This is a genomic window from Pseudomonas sp. Marseille-QA0892 (assembly GCF_054950135.1).
In genome coordinates this window covers 3,774,444-3,787,953 of record NZ_CM143104.1, presented here as the reverse complement: position 1 = coordinate 3,787,953, position 13,510 = coordinate 3,774,444, and the positions used below count along the sequence as shown (strand labels likewise).

Sequence of the window (13,510 nt, the reverse complement as noted above, 5' to 3'; positions counted from 1 at the left end):
GAGTCTCCATTCGTAATGTGCGAATGGGCGCCGTTGATGCGTTCTGGGAAACGCCCCGATCGAGCCTGACAGGTCATTGCCTGCTGCAGCGCCCCTCGCTCGGGTGGCGGGCATGCCCGGACTGCGCCGGCCATGTGAAACGTGTCGAAGTATAGCTTGGTCCAAGCGGGCACCAAAGTAATTCTGTCGTTCCGACGGGCGTCTATGACGGTTATTGAGATGCTTCACGAGACAATTGAAGCGAGCCGGCGCAGGATGTAGATGTAACGCAACGATTGGCTATTCAAGGAGGCCCCATGAATTTCCATACCCGCAAGTGGGTGAAGCCCGAAGACCTCAATCCAAACGGCACGCTTTTCGGCGGCAGCCTGCTGAAGTGGATCGATGAAGAGGCGGCCATCTACGCCATCGTGCAGCTCGGCAGCCAGCGTGTCGTGACCAAGCTCATTTCCGAGATCAATTTCGTGAGTTCGGCCCGGCAGGGCGACATCATTGAGCTTGGAATCACCGCGACCGATTTTGGACGCACCTCCATCACCATGCGCTGCGAGGTGCGGAACAAGATCACCCGCAAGAGCATCCTGACGATCGACAAGATGGTCTTTGTGAACATGGGCGAAGACGGCCAGCCCGCGGCGCACGGCAAGACGCAGATCACCTACATCGAGGATCAATTCAGGGAGTGACGGCGGCTTCGTCGACCTTCGACGGCTGCCAGGCAGTGGCTCGACGTCGCATGTGATGCGCACGCACACCGAAGCCTTTCACGTTCAGACCGACCAGGCGCTCTTTGACAGCGAGGACGTCGGGATGCCTGAAGAACGCATAGAGCGCCTCGGCCCGCTTGGGTCCCACACCTGGTTGTGCGCGCCAATCCGCCAGAGAGCGGTTGGCTAGGGTATCCCAGTCATCGCCCAGCTCGGCAGAGCCGGTCGGTGGCAGCCCCAGGGCGCGGAGCCAGGTCTGGAACGATTTAGTACGAGCCTTCTGCGCCTGGACGACGAATGCTTCGGAGCGGAAGCGTTCGAAGCCAGGGATAGTCATTAGCGCATCCGGACGTAGCTCCAGCCAGTCCAGCAGGTCGTTTACGGAGCCTGCACGGATGAGCATCTTCCACGTGCCCGGCCCGACGCCGTTCAAGTCCAGGCCGCGCTTGCCGCCTAGCCACTCGAGCCGTGCGAGGAACTGGCTTTCGCAGCCCGGTGTGAGCTGCCAGCAACTCAGCTCGTGGTAGGTCCCCGGCTCCGGCGCACGAATGGGGTTGCGGCCGGGGTGCTTCAGCACGACGCTTTCGAGCTGCGGGATCGTCAGGCCGGCGAGGGCAACAGCGACCCGGTCGCCCGGCTGGATGTCGAGTTCCTGCCAGCGACGAAGCGAACCCAGGCTTACACTCTCGATGCGTCGATCATCGATGACAACGGGTTTCACCTTGAGGATCGGCGTGATGCGCCCACTTCGTCCAACGTTGAATTCGATGTTCTCGACTTCCGCGAGCGCCTTTGAGTAGGGATATTTCCAGGCAATGGCCCAGTGGGGCGCCTCGGCGCGCCAACGGCTGGCCGGCGGGCGCTCGGCCTGGCGAATCACGATGCCGTCCGTTGCGAAGGGAAGCGGCTGGCGGTACCAGCGCTCGCGCCAATGGGCGATGTCCTGGAGTGTCTTGATGCGTTGGGTCAGTGCCACGCTCTCCTGGAAGCCGAGACGTGACAGTTTTTCCAGACGCGCTTCCTGCGTCGCCGGGCCCTCCGGCCAATCCCAGACGAACAGCCCGAGCTTCGCGAGTTCTTCCGCTGCGGGCGCGTTCTGAGCCATGAGTCCGGCCACCTGGGAGCGTGCCCGCCGGCCACCCATGTCGGCCTGGATATGCCCGTCGTAGCGCCAATACAGCTCCCCTTGCAGTACGAGGCGAGGCGAGTCGTCGTTTAGTTCGTTGGGAATTGCAGGTACGTTGCGGGCCTTGTCCGTCCAGTCCTGTCCGGTTTCGCCGTCGCCTCGGCTGACAGCGCGAATCAACTGCCCGTGGGCGTATTCCAGAGTGATGGCAACACCGTCGACCTTGGGCTGCACCCAGAGGTCGTCGCGGTTATTCATCCACACCGCGACGTCCCCGCTGTTACGAGCCTTGTTCAGGCCCGTTTGCGGAATCGGATGCTTGACGGGGCCCGCCGAGGTTTCAAGTGGGGCTGGCAGCGCGAAGGGTTGTTCAAGGCAGGCTTGGAGATGCTCGGCATCGGCACGCGCCTGGTCGTAGATCTCGTCATCGACGATGCCGGTCCCCTGTCGATGATAGGCATCGTCCCAGAGGATCAGCTGTTCGGTAAGCGCGGATAGCTCGATGCGCGCAGTACTGAACGATGGGCAATCGGCAGCTGATAGCGAGCCGGCCACCATCAGGCCCAGTAGCGTGATCCAGCGAAGAGAGTAGAGCATCCGTGCTCTCCAGTCGTTGTTTGTTTTGCGCATCATGCCGCTGTCCGGTAGCGCCTTCCGGGCAGCGGTCACGCTTCGGCCAATCCGGCCGAATCAATTCGTCAGAGACCGGCGTCAGCGCGGAGGGCCTCGACCTTGTCGGTGCGCTCCCAAGTAAAGCTTGTGAAGCTGTCATCGCCGACCGTGAGGTGCTCCGGGGTACGACCAAAGTGGCCGTACGCCGCGGTTGCCCGATACATCGGGTGCAGCAGATCAAGCATGGTCGTGATGGCGTAGGGTCGCAAGTCGAAATGCTGGCGAACCAGCTGCACGATGCGTTCGTCGCTAATCTTACCGGTGCCGAACGTGTTGATCGAGATCGACGTGGGTTGGGCAACCCCAATCGCGTAGGAGACCTGGATCTCACAGCGCTCGGCGAGGCCAGCCGCGACGATGTTTTTCGCCACGTAACGCCCTGCGTACGCAGCTGATCGGTCAACCTTGGACGGATCCTTGCCCGAGAACGCGCCACCACCATGGCGGGCCATGCCGCCGTAGGAGTCGACGATGATCTTGCGGCCGGTCAGCCCGCAGTCACCGACGGGGCCGCCAATGATGAACTGCCCGGTCGGGTTGATATGGAACTGCGTGTCCTTGTGCAGCAGTTCGGCCGGCAGGACATGTTTGACGATCAGCTCCATGACGGCTTCGCGCAGGTCGCTGTATTTGACGTCCGGATTGTGCTGGGTGGAGAGCACCACCGCGTCGATACCTACAACCTTGCCGCCGTCATAACGGCAGGTCACTTGAGACTTGGCGTCCGGACGCAGCCATGGCAGCAGGCCAGATTTTCGCGCTTCGGCCTGACGTTCGACCATCGCATGCGAGAAGCGGATCGGCGCGGGCATGAGCACGTCAGTCTCGTTGCTGGCATAGCCAAACATCAGGCCCTGGTCGCCAGCGCCCTGATCTTCAGGCTTGGCGCGATCGACGCCCTGGTTGATGTCGGGAGACTGCTTGCCGATGATGTTCATGACACCGCAAGTGGCGCCGTCAAAGCCGAAATCCGAGCTGGTGTAGCCAATGTCACAGATCACGTCGCGGACGATCTGCTCGAGATCGACCCAGGCGCTGGTGGTCACTTCGCCGGCGATGATGGCCACACCCGTCTTGACGAGCGTCTCGACCGCCACGCGGGCGTGCTTGTCCTGCGTGATGATGGCGTCCAGCACTGCATCGGAGATCTGGTCGGCAATCTTGTCCGGGTGCCCTTCGGAGACGGACTCGGACGTAAACAGGGAGTATTCGCTCATCTATCGGTTCCTATTACCGGTGGGTGAGGCGGTCTTCGGCAGGCTTGGCGAAGTGCCGAACCTGAATCTGAAAACCGTTGCGTAAACCAAGGTAGAGACTTTCGCCAGGTGTGAGCCCGGCCGCACCGGCCCACTGGGCCAGGTCATCCTGCTCGAAGCCCAGCCAGACATCGCCGCATGCTTCGCGGGCCCATGCCTGATCGTGGCTGCACAGTTCAGTGACCAGCAGACCGCCGCCAGGTGCCACGAGTCTTGCCAGCCGCTGAACGGCTGCTTCGGGTTGATCGAAATGATGAAGGACCATGTTCACGACGACGCAGTCTGCCGCCGTCTCCTCATCATTGAGCGCGTCGGCCAGCTTGAGCGCGACATTGTCCAGCCCCTGCTCCAGGCACCGTTGCCGCGCCAGTTCGAGCATGGCCGGGTTGTTGTCCAGCCCCGTCACTGCGCTGAATCGCTTGGCCAGCGCAGGTAGAAATCCGCCGTCCCCCGGGCCGACCTCTAGCGCCGTGGCACGCTCCGCCCAAGGCAGGTTGTCTAGCAGCGTCAACACGCTGTCTCCGTACTGAGGCAGACCGGCGATCAGATCCTGTTGTGCCTGGAACTTTGCAGCCATGCGCGCGAAGAATTCGCGGCTGGCGGCGGCGCGCTGTTCCTGCACCGCAGCGATGCCGGCCCTGATGCTGGCCGTAAGCTCGAGACCGTCGACCTCATCGAGCAGGGCCGTGTGCAATGCGCTACCGGGCTGGTCGACCCGGGGGAGGGCGCGACGGTAGAAAATGGCATTGCCTTCTCGACGCGTTGCCACGAGGCCGGCCTGGGAGAGCACCTTGAGGTGATGACTCATCCCCGATTGCCCGGTGGCGAAAATCTGCGACAGCTCCAGCACGCCGAACGAGTCGTTCGCCAGCGCCCGTAACACATTGAGACGCAAAGGATCGCCCCCGGCTTTGCACAAGGCAGAGAGGGTTTCAGCAGCGTCTTTTCGGGTTAAGGAAACGCGCATGTTCATGGGAAATGAAGTCTAGACGGCGGTTTCGCTTCGGGCAATCTCAATATCAAAATGTTTTGATATTGGCACGGGCCGCAGCCTGCGCGCATCTGACGCGTATGCCGACTGTAATTGAGTATTTGCTACCGCTTCCGGCCTGGGCGAAAATAGCAGCCCTTTCTATCTATGCCGTACCCCGCAGGAGACTTTTTCGATGCCCAGCCGTCGCGAACGCGCCAATGCCATCCGCGCCCTCAGCATGGATGCTGTGCAGAAAGCCAATAGCGGCCACCCCGGCGCGCCCATGGGCATGGCCGACATCGCCGAAGTACTCTGGCGCGATTACCTCAAGCACAGCCCGACAAACCCGCAGTGGGCCGACCGTGACCGCTTCGTACTGTCGAACGGCCATGGCTCGATGCTCATCTACTCGCTGCTGCACCTGACTGGCTACGATCTGTCGATCGACGATCTCAAGAACTTCCGCCAGCTGCACAGCAAGACCCCAGGCCATCCCGAGTACGGTTACGCCCCAGGTGTCGAGACCACCACTGGCCCGCTCGGCCAGGGTATCGCCAATGCCGTCGGTATGGCGGTCGCTGAAAAGATCATGGCGGCCCAGTTCAACCGTGACGGCCACACCGTCGTCGATCACTTCACCTATGTGTTCATGGGTGACGGCTGCATGATGGAAGGCATCTCTCACGAAGTCTGCTCGCTGGCCGGCACCCTTGGCCTGAGCAAGCTCATCGCCTTCTACGATGACAACGGCATCTCCATCGACGGTGAAGTCCACGGCTGGTTTACCGACGACACCCCGGCGCGCTTCGAGTCCTACGGCTGGCAGGTCATCCGTAACGTCGATGGCCATGACGCCGATGAGATCCACATGGCGATCGAGACAGCCAAGAAGAGTGACCATCCGACTCTCATCTGCTGCAAGACCATCATCGGCTACGGCTCGCCCAACAAGCAGGGCAAGGAAGAAAGCCACGGCGCCGCGCTGGGCCTGGATGAGGTCGAGGCCACTCGCAAGCAGCTGAACTGGGCGCATGGCCCGTTCGAAATCCCGGCAGACATCTATGCCGAGTGGGATTGCCGCGACAAGGGCGCTGTGGCCGAGAACGATTGGAACAAGCGCTTCGCCGCGTATGAAGCTGACCATCCCGGCCTGGCAGATGAATTCAAGCGCCGCATGGCGGGCGAACTGCCGGATGATTTCGCGGTAAAAGCCTCCGAATTCATCCGCGCCGTTGCGGAAAAGGGCGAAACCATCGCCAGCCGCAAGGCCAGCCAGAACTGCCTGAATGCGTTCGGCCCGCTGCTGCCCGAACTGCTCGGCGGCTCGGCCGACCTCGCCGGTTCGAACCTGACCCTGTGGAAAGGCTGCAAGCCGGTTGTAGAGGAAGACGCTTCCGGCAATTACATGTACTACGGCGTTCGTGAGTTCGGCATGACGGCCATCATGAACGGCATTGCCCTGCATGGCGGCTTCGTACCGTATGGCGCGACTTTCCTGATGTTCATGGAATACGCTCGTAACGCGGTGCGTATGTCCGCGCTCATGAAGCTGCGCGTCCTGCACGTCTACACGCATGACTCCATCGGCCTTGGCGAAGACGGCCCGACGCACCAACCGGTCGAGCAGTTGGCCAGCCTGCGTTACACGCCGAACCTGGACACTTGGCGTCCAGCTGACGCCGTCGAAGCAGCCGTGGCGTGGAAACACGCGATCGAGCGCAAGGACGGCCCGAGCGCGCTGGTCTTCTCCCGTCAGAACCTGCCGCACAACCTGCGCGACCACGAGACCGAAGCAGCCATCGCTCACGGCGGCTACATTCTCAAGGATTGCGTCGGCGAGCCTGAGCTCATCCTGATCGCCACAGGTTCAGAAGTCGGTCTGGCCATCCAGGCCTACGACAAGCTCATCGAGAAGGGCGTGAGCGTGCGCGTCGTGTCGATGCCTTCGACCAACGTATTCGACCAGCAGGACGCCGCCTACAAGCAGAAGGTCCTACCGGTGGAAGTGTCTGCCCGCATCGCGATCGAAGCCGGCCACGCCGACTTCTGGTACAAGTACGTCGGCCTGGAAGGCCGCGTCATCGGCATGACCACCTATGGCGAATCGGCACCGGCGGCTCAGTTGTTCGAGCACTTCGGTTTCACCGTCGAGAACATCCTCTCGGTGGCTGACGAACTGCTGGAAGACTGATCCTGCGCGCGTAGAACAAAGCCGCCTTCGGGCGGCTTTGTTTATTCTGCTTGGCCGAAAATCCGCGTGGGACGCCTTAGCAAAGGGTCAAATGGATTGATCCGCGGCGTGAGCGCATTGGCTTCCCTTTTCAGCAACTCGATGACGGTCGGCATACGATCCGGACCGAGCCGATCGCTGATGGTCGCTACGCTGAGCGCTGCGACTGAGTGTCCGTTGCGATCAAGGATTGGCACAGCCGCACCGGCCATGCCCTGCAGCAAGCCGGTGTTGCGACAGGCGAACCCCTGTTCGCGGACCTTGTTGATTTCGGACCTCAACATCACCTCATCGTACAGATGCAGCTCGCGCAGCCGAGGAAGGTTGTAGCGGATGACCGCTTCGCGTTCGTCCTCTGGAAGAAAAGCCAGTATCGCAACGCTGCCCTGTCCTACACCTAACGCCACTCGCCCGCCAATGTCGCCCGTAAAAGTCCGAATCGGGAAAGGCCCTTCGCTGCGATCCAGGCAGATGGCGTCAAAGCCGCTACGGGCCAACAGAAACAACGAATCATTCAATGACGCTGACAACCGCAGCAGTGTCGGGCGGACAAGATCGCGCAGGTTGGTGATATTCCCTGCCTTGGCAGCCAGCGCAAAAAGCTCGAGGCTAAGGCGATAACGTTTGCTGCGTCCATCCTGTTCGACCATGCCTTCTTCGATCAGCTGCTGCAACAGACGATGAACCGTGGGCTGCGAAAGGCCGATACGCTCGGCAAGCCGAGACACCTTTTCCCCTTCGGTTGTGTCTGCCAGCGCTTTTATTACGCTAAAAGCCCGTGAAATAGGTCCTGACGAAGTCGCTTCATTATTTCTTTCAGCGGAATCTGTCACTAGAAGAGGCGCTCCGAATTTCATCTGACGAAATAAATATGAAAAACACAACGCCACGTGAAATTTAGCGTTGAGATCATCGTAGGCGTGTGCCTACTCTGCTGTCCATCGGGCCACTCGAATAACAAATCCACCGCCTGTCCTGCCCAGCGACCAGAAGAGTCGATGGCTTTGCCTTTTCGAAACTGCCCTAACCGTCGCGCCCTCGGCGCGTCCGATGATCGGAGGTGGATGCAGAAATGGCGTTTCTATCCCTGGAAGGACTCACCAAGCGATACGGTGGCGTGGCGGCCGTCATGGGCACTCATCTGGCCGTAGAGAAGGGCGAGTTCGTTTCCTTGCTCGGTCCTTCCGGCTGCGGCAAGACGACCACGCTGCAGATGATCGCGGGTTTCGTAGAAGTGTCCGAAGGCCGGATTGTGCTCGACGGACGCGACATTACCCATGCCAAGCCCAGTTCAAGAGGCTTGGGCGTCGTATTCCAAAGCTATGCGCTCTTTCCTCACATGACGGTCTCGGACAACGTTGCGTTTGGCCTGCTGATGCGCAAGGTCGCACGCGCCGAGCGGGAACAACGCGTCCAGCAAACCCTCGACTTGGTCCGACTGGGCGCTCATGCCGATCGCTATCCGCGTGAGCTGTCGGGAGGGCAGCGCCAGCGAGTTGCTCTGGCACGTGCATTAGTAATTCGACCGCCTGTACTCCTGTTGGATGAACCACTCTCCAACCTTGATGCCAATCTGCGCGAAGAAATGCAGTTCGAGATCAGGCGTATTCAACGTGAGGTTGGTATCACCACGCTCATGGTGACCCACGACCAATCGGAAGCACTGTCGATCAGCGACAGAGTGGTTGTCATGGAGGCTGGGCGCATCACGCAGATCGACGAGCCATACCGCCTCTATGAGCATCCGCGTACGCGCTTCATTTCCGACTTCGTCGGCAAGGCAAACCTCGTTGAAAGCAAGCGGGATGCGTCAGGTAATCAGTCGTTGTGTGCGGTGGGAGAGGGCGAGCGCCAGCTGAGCCTGCGCCCCGAGAAGATTCAGATAACGCGCTCAGGAGAGGGAATAATCGACGGGGAAATCCGGACGCGTTTCTTTCTGGGTAGCCAATGGATGTATCGGGTGGATACCCCTCTCGGTCAAATCACGGTGGTGAGACCCAACGAGGGCGGCGAGCCGTTACCCGACGGGTCAAGGGTCGGACTGACCTGGTCGGGCGATTTGCTGAGACCCCTGGAGCAGGAGGCCCGCGCGTGAACTGGCATCGCGGCTATCTGCTGACTGGGCCGGCGTTTGCGCTGTTCGTAGGCCTACTGATCATCCCGCTGGGGCTGACACTGGTGCTGTCCTTCAACGTGTTCGACTACAACACGGGCGTGGACGCAGATGCATACACACTTGGCCATTACGCCGAGGTGTTCGGCGATCCATTCTTCCTTGAAATCTTCTTTCGGACGCTTTGGATCAGCGCACTGACAACACTATTGTGCGTGCTAATCGGCGTGCCCGAGGCGTACATCCTCAGTCGTATGGGCGCGCCTTGGCGTTCGATCTTCCTGATCCTGATTTTGACGCCACTCCTGATCTCCGTGGTGGTGCGCGCGTTCGGCTGGAGCCTGCTTCTGGGTGCCGACGGGTTGGTCAATCAGGCGCTCCAAGCGCTTGGAGCCGAACCCGTGAAGCTGCTCTACACACCGTTCGCGGTCGTAATAGCGCTCGTGCACGTCATGCTTCCCTTCATGGTCATTCCAGTCTGGACATCTCTGCAGCGGCTCGATCCGTTGGCCGAGCAGGCCGCGCTGTCACTCGGCGCGAGCCAGGCCACGGTCATGCGCAAGGTCGTATTGCCTCAGATCATGCCGGGCGTGCTCTCCGGCAGTCTGATCGTCTTCGGCCTGTCGGCCAGCTCTTTCGCCATCCCCGGCTTGCTCGGAGGCAGGCGGCTGAAAATGGTTGCGACGCTTGTGTACGACCAATACCTAGCTGAATTGAACTGGCCGCTGGGAGCGACCATTGCCGTTCTTCTGCTCGTACTCAATCTGATCGTGATGCTGTCATGGAACCGCTTGTTAGAGCGGCGATACAAGAAGGCGCTGGGGTAATCCTATGTCCAGAAACGGTCCACTCGCACTGGCGTTCCACGGGCTCGTCGTCGTGTTCATGCTAGCGCCAATGGTAGTGGTATGCCTGGTTGCGTTTACGCCCGAGAACACGCTTAGCCTGCCTACATCCGAATTTTCGCTGCGCTGGTTCAGAGCAGTTTTCGAACGGGCTGATTTCATCGATGCGTTCTACAACAGCCTGACGCTGGCCTTCGCATCGGCAACGCTCGCTACGGTTATCGCCGTGCCGGCGGCGCTTGCCATTACGCGTTTGTATTTTCCTGGCCGTGATTTTCTTAACGCGCTTTTTCTATCGCCGATCATCATTCCGCATCTCGTTTTGGGCGTCGCCATGCTCCGCCTGTTCGCGCTGATAGGGGTGACGGGTAGCTTCGGCTGGTTGATCCTTGCCCACACGGTGGTTATCACGCCGTATGTGCTGCGGCTTGTGCTGGCCGCGGCGGTGGGCATGGATCGAAGTGCAGAGCAGGCGGCAGAGTCGCTCGGTGCGGGACGCGTCTCTCTGTTCCTACGGGTCACGCTCCCAATGATCCTGCCAGGGGTAGCCGGTGGCTGGCTGTTGGCCTTCATCAATAGCTTCGACGAGGTGACGCTGTCGATCTTCGTCACCTCGCCTGCTACCCAGACGCTACCGGTGCGCATGTATGTGTATGCGACCGAATCGATCGATCCCATGATGGCTGCGGTGTCCGCGCTCGTCATCGCATTGACGGCAGCCACAATGATCGTACTTGACCGGGTCTACGGCCTGGACCGGGTGCTGGTCGGCAAGCAGTGAGGTGGGCATGGCACAGTTGAAGCGTCTGGCCGAGCGGGACAGACCCCAGGTTGCATTCGAACTCGACGGCAAGCCGGTCACTGCCTTGAAGGGCGATACGGTACTGACAGCCGTACTCTGCCAGGCAGAGGCCTTGCGAGGCAGCGATTTCAGCGCTGAGCCTCGGGCAGGGTTCTGCCTGATGGGCGCCTGTCAGGATTGCTGGGTGCGGCTTGCGGATGGCCGACGCCTTCGGGCATGCGCAACATTCGTAGAGCCAGGCATGAAAGTGGTTCGCGAACCTGGACGCCATCTATGAACGCAACACGAATTGTTGTGGTTGGTGCAGGGCCTGCTGGGGTTCGCGCTGCTGAAACGCTCGTACGCCACGGAAGGGTTCCGGTCTTACTGGACGAAGCCGCTCGGTCCGGAGGCCAGATCTATCGGAGGCCGCCTGCCGAATTTACCCGCCCCGCTAAGGCGCTCTATGGTTTCGAGGCCGGCAAAGCCACAGCCCTGCATCGCTGCGCGGATGCGTTGTCGAGCTCAATCGACTACCGGCCGAACAGTCTCGTCTGGAACGCTGGAGACGGCACGCTTGATGTCATGTGCAATGGCCACCTTGAGCGCGTGGCGTATGACTGTCTGATCATCGCGACAGGCGCAACCGACCGTGTACTGCCTGTTCCAGGCTGGACCTTGCCGGGCGTGTACACCCTGGGCGCTGCGCAGATCGCGTTGAAGTTTCAGGGATGTGCGATTGGCGATCCGGTCGTCTTCGCAGGTACTGGTCCACTGTTGTATCTGGTTGCCTATCAATATGCGAAGGCTGGCGCGCGCGTCGCCGCCGTTCTCGACCATGCAAGCCTCATGCAGCAAACCATTGCGGTGGGCAGCATGCTCGAACAGCCTGCTACTTTGGCCAAAGGTCTGTACTACCGCAGTTGGTTGCTTGCCCGCGGCATAGCCGTCGAACAAAAGGCGCGGTTACTTGATGTTCAGGGTGAGCGGCAGGTGGGTGCCGTGCGTTGGGTACGCGACGGCGTCGAACACCGTACACCCTGTACGGCCCTCGGCTTTGGCTATGCGCTGCGCAGCGAGACGCAACTGGCGGATCTCCTCGGGTGCGAGTTCGAGTGGAGTGCGCTCAATCGCGCCTGGTTGCCGCTTCGTGATCCGGCCGGCCGCAGCAGTACCGCAAACGTCTACCTGGCAGGCGACGGCGCTGGGGTCATGGGCGCGGATGCAGCGGAAATGGCTGGCGAGCGTGCCGCGTTGGCGCTTCTCGAAGATGCCGGTGAAAGGGTCGATGCCGGCCGGGTGGCGGCGCTTGAGCATGGGTTGGCGCGCGTCGGCCGCTTTCGCCAGGGCCTTGAGCGGGCATTCCCGTTCCCCGAGCAATGGGCCGCCGAGGCACTCGATGACTTGATGCTGTGCCGCTGTGAAGAAATCAGTGTCGGGCAGCTTCGTGCCGTCGTAAGGGATGGTGCAATCGATATCAATCGTGCCAAGGCGCTTTGCCGCGTCGGGATGGGACGTTGTCAGGGCCGAATGTGTGGCGCGGCCGCCGCCGAGATCATTGCCAGCGAGAGTGGTCGCCGGATCGATGAAGTGGGCCGGCTGCGCGGGCAGGCCCCTATAAAGCCGATTCCGTTTTGCATGGAGTGCGACGAATGAGCGCTGTACACGATACCGACGTCGTCATCGTAGGCGGCGGCATCGTCGGAACGTCGGCTGCCCTCGCGCTGAGAAAACGTGGGGTTGGTGTCGTGCTGTTGGAGCGGGATTTCTGTGGCTCGCGCTCCAGTGGTGTGAACTTCGGCGGGGTTCGCCGGCAGGGGCGCCCGCTGACCCAGCTGCCGCTGTCGCAGCGGGCGTACAAGGTCTGGAATGATCTGCCCGGCCATATCGGCATCGATGGCGAGTTCGTTCGTTCGGGCCATTTGAAGCTTGCACGTAGTGAAGCGGACATGGCATCGCTGGAACGCTATGCAGAAGAGACGCAGGGCTTCGGCCTGGAGCTGGAATTGTTGTCGCGCGAGGACGTACGCCGACGTTTCCCATGGGTGGGCGACGCCGCAGTCGGTGCGTCGCTCTGCCCCGGCGATGGCCATGCAAACCCGCGTTTGGTGTCTCCGGCATTCGCAGCCGCTGCCCGTCGTCATGGTGCGATAGTGCACGAACAGATGCCAGTCGCGCACGTGGACGATGACGGCGACGGCTTTCGAGTCACTACTGGTTCCGGGATAGAAATTCGTAGCGGCTGGCTGCTTAACTGCGCCGGCGCGTGGGCGACCTCACTGGCCGCTCAATATGGCGAACCGGTGCCGATGCACGCTGGCCATCCCGCCATGCTGGTGACCGAGCCCATGCCCGTTTTCATGACGGCGAGCACCGGTGTAGAGGGCGGCGGTATATATGCCCGTCAGGTCGCGCGCGGCAACTGTGTCATCGGGGGAGGCCAGGGTTTCGCACTGGACGATAGTCGAGCGCGTGTTGGCCAGCAAACTCTGACCACCTTGTTGAGAGACGCCGCCGCGCTATTCCCGATGCTCAAGGGCGCTCATGTGATCAGGACCTGGAGCGGAACAGAAGGCTACTTACCAGACCGGCAACCCATCATCGGTTTCAGCGGGAAACGTCGAAGGCTATTGCATGGTTTCGGCTTTGCAGGCGGTGGCTTCCAGATTGGCCCGGCGGTTGGCGAAGTTCTTGCCGATCTTGTCTGCGCAGGCCGCACTGACACACCCATCGGACCATTCTCGATTCAACGGTTTCAGCCAGCCGCCGCCTAACGCGGCACTTTCGTCCATCAGCAAGGGAAGATC

General features: G+C 61.1%; 11 protein-coding genes, 1 pseudogene and 1 riboswitch. Of the genes and pseudogenes, 8 read left to right on the top strand and 4 right to left on the bottom strand.

The window, feature by feature from the left end; all coding sequences use genetic code 11:
• Window positions 1–18 precede the first annotated feature (18 nt).
• Window positions 19–103: riboswitch (S-adenosyl-L-homocysteine riboswitch) on the bottom strand.
• Between the two features lie 193 nt (window positions 104–296).
• Window positions 297–686 (top strand): acyl-CoA thioesterase, encoded by a 390-nt coding sequence (locus ACY8D3_RS17640; RefSeq protein ID WP_462380112.1) that lies wholly within the window; start codon window positions 297–299, stop codon window positions 684–686.
• A 70-nt stretch (window positions 687–756) separates the two neighbouring features.
• On the opposite strand, the pseudogene ligB reads toward ACY8D3_RS17640, so the two are convergent.
• From ligB to ACY8D3_RS17625, 3 genes and pseudogenes are all read right to left on the bottom strand, one after another.
• A pseudogene (gene ligB / locus ACY8D3_RS17635) lies at window positions 757–2,430 on the bottom strand (NAD-dependent DNA ligase LigB); the annotation flags it as partial.
• A 101-nt stretch (window positions 2,431–2,531) separates the two neighbouring features.
• Window positions 2,532–3,722, bottom strand: a complete 1,191-nt coding sequence (gene metK, locus ACY8D3_RS17630) for a methionine adenosyltransferase (protein WP_462380111.1) — start codon at window positions 3,720–3,722, stop codon at window positions 2,532–2,534.
• 13 nt (window positions 3,723–3,735) lie between these two features.
• On the bottom strand, window positions 3,736–4,734 hold the full coding sequence (locus ACY8D3_RS17625; RefSeq protein ID WP_462380110.1) for an ArsR/SmtB family transcription factor: 999 nt from the start codon (window positions 4,732–4,734) through the stop codon (window positions 3,736–3,738).
• A gap of 193 nt (window positions 4,735–4,927) precedes the next feature.
• Between ACY8D3_RS17625 and tkt the strand changes: the two genes are divergently transcribed.
• Entirely contained in the window at window positions 4,928–6,925 is a 1,998-nt protein-coding gene (gene tkt / locus ACY8D3_RS17620) for a transketolase (protein ID WP_462380109.1), read from the top strand.
• 41 nt (window positions 6,926–6,966) lie between these two features.
• On the opposite strand, the gene ACY8D3_RS17615 is transcribed toward tkt, so the two are convergent.
• Window positions 6,967–7,797, bottom strand: coding sequence for an IclR family transcriptional regulator (locus ACY8D3_RS17615; protein WP_462380108.1), 831 nt, complete (start codon window positions 7,795–7,797; stop codon window positions 6,967–6,969).
• A 239-nt stretch (window positions 7,798–8,036) separates the two neighbouring features.
• Here ACY8D3_RS17615 and ACY8D3_RS17610 point away from each other — a divergent pair, with 239 nt between their 5' ends.
• The 6 genes from ACY8D3_RS17610 to ACY8D3_RS17585 are packed head-to-tail and all read left to right on the top strand — an operon-like array spanning window position 8,037 to window position 13,477.
• A complete protein-coding gene (locus tag ACY8D3_RS17610; protein WP_462380107.1) occupies window positions 8,037–9,059 on the top strand; it encodes an ABC transporter ATP-binding protein in 1,023 nt (340 codons plus the stop codon).
• A complete protein-coding gene (locus ACY8D3_RS17605) occupies window positions 9,056–9,904 on the top strand; it encodes an ABC transporter permease (RefSeq protein ID WP_462380106.1) in 849 nt (282 codons plus the stop codon). The genes ACY8D3_RS17610 and ACY8D3_RS17605 overlap by 4 nt, the downstream gene beginning before the upstream one ends.
• A gap of 4 nt (window positions 9,905–9,908) precedes the next feature.
• Window positions 9,909–10,703 carry an ABC transporter permease gene (locus ACY8D3_RS17600; RefSeq protein WP_462380105.1) on the top strand — a complete coding sequence of 265 codons (795 nt, stop codon included), beginning with the start codon at window positions 9,909–9,911 and terminating at the stop codon, window positions 10,701–10,703.
• Between the two features lie 7 nt (window positions 10,704–10,710).
• Window positions 10,711–11,001: a (2Fe-2S)-binding protein gene (locus ACY8D3_RS17595; protein WP_462380104.1), complete on the top strand. Its 291-nt coding sequence runs from the start codon at window positions 10,711–10,713 to the stop codon at window positions 10,999–11,001.
• Window positions 10,998–12,359 carry an FAD/NAD(P)-dependent oxidoreductase gene (locus ACY8D3_RS17590; RefSeq protein ID WP_462380103.1) on the top strand — a complete coding sequence of 454 codons (1,362 nt, stop codon included), beginning with the start codon at window positions 10,998–11,000 and terminating at the stop codon, window positions 12,357–12,359. Before ACY8D3_RS17595 ends, ACY8D3_RS17590 begins: the two co-directional genes overlap by 4 nt.
• Window positions 12,356–13,477 carry an NAD(P)/FAD-dependent oxidoreductase gene (locus tag ACY8D3_RS17585; RefSeq protein WP_462380102.1) on the top strand — a complete coding sequence of 374 codons (1,122 nt, stop codon included), beginning with the start codon at window positions 12,356–12,358 and terminating at the stop codon, window positions 13,475–13,477. The genes ACY8D3_RS17590 and ACY8D3_RS17585 overlap by 4 nt, the downstream gene beginning before the upstream one ends.
• Window positions 13,478–13,510 lie beyond the last annotated feature (33 nt).

Excerpts from the sequence above, each read along its gene's own strand:
- ACY8D3_RS17590 (WP_462380103.1), top strand. The coding sequence starts at position 10,998 with ATGAACGCAACACGAATTGTTGTGGTTGGTGCAGGGCCTGCTGGGGTT.
- metK (WP_462380111.1), bottom strand. The coding sequence starts at position 3,722 with ATGAGCGAATACTCCCTGTTTACGTCCGAGTCCGTCTCCGAAGGGCAC.
- ACY8D3_RS17595 (WP_462380104.1), top strand. The coding sequence starts at position 10,711 with ATGGCACAGTTGAAGCGTCTGGCCGAGCGGGACAGACCCCAGGTTGCA.
- ACY8D3_RS17625 (WP_462380110.1), bottom strand. The coding sequence starts at position 4,734 with ATGAACATGCGCGTTTCCTTAACCCGAAAAGACGCTGCTGAAACCCTC.
- ACY8D3_RS17600 (WP_462380105.1), top strand. The coding sequence starts at position 9,909 with ATGTCCAGAAACGGTCCACTCGCACTGGCGTTCCACGGGCTCGTCGTC.
- tkt (WP_462380109.1), top strand. The coding sequence starts at position 4,928 with ATGCCCAGCCGTCGCGAACGCGCCAATGCCATCCGCGCCCTCAGCATG.
- ACY8D3_RS17610 (WP_462380107.1), top strand. The coding sequence starts at position 8,037 with ATGGCGTTTCTATCCCTGGAAGGACTCACCAAGCGATACGGTGGCGTG.
- ACY8D3_RS17640 (WP_462380112.1), top strand. The coding sequence starts at position 297 with ATGAATTTCCATACCCGCAAGTGGGTGAAGCCCGAAGACCTCAATCCA.
- ACY8D3_RS17585 (WP_462380102.1), top strand. The coding sequence starts at position 12,356 with ATGAGCGCTGTACACGATACCGACGTCGTCATCGTAGGCGGCGGCATC.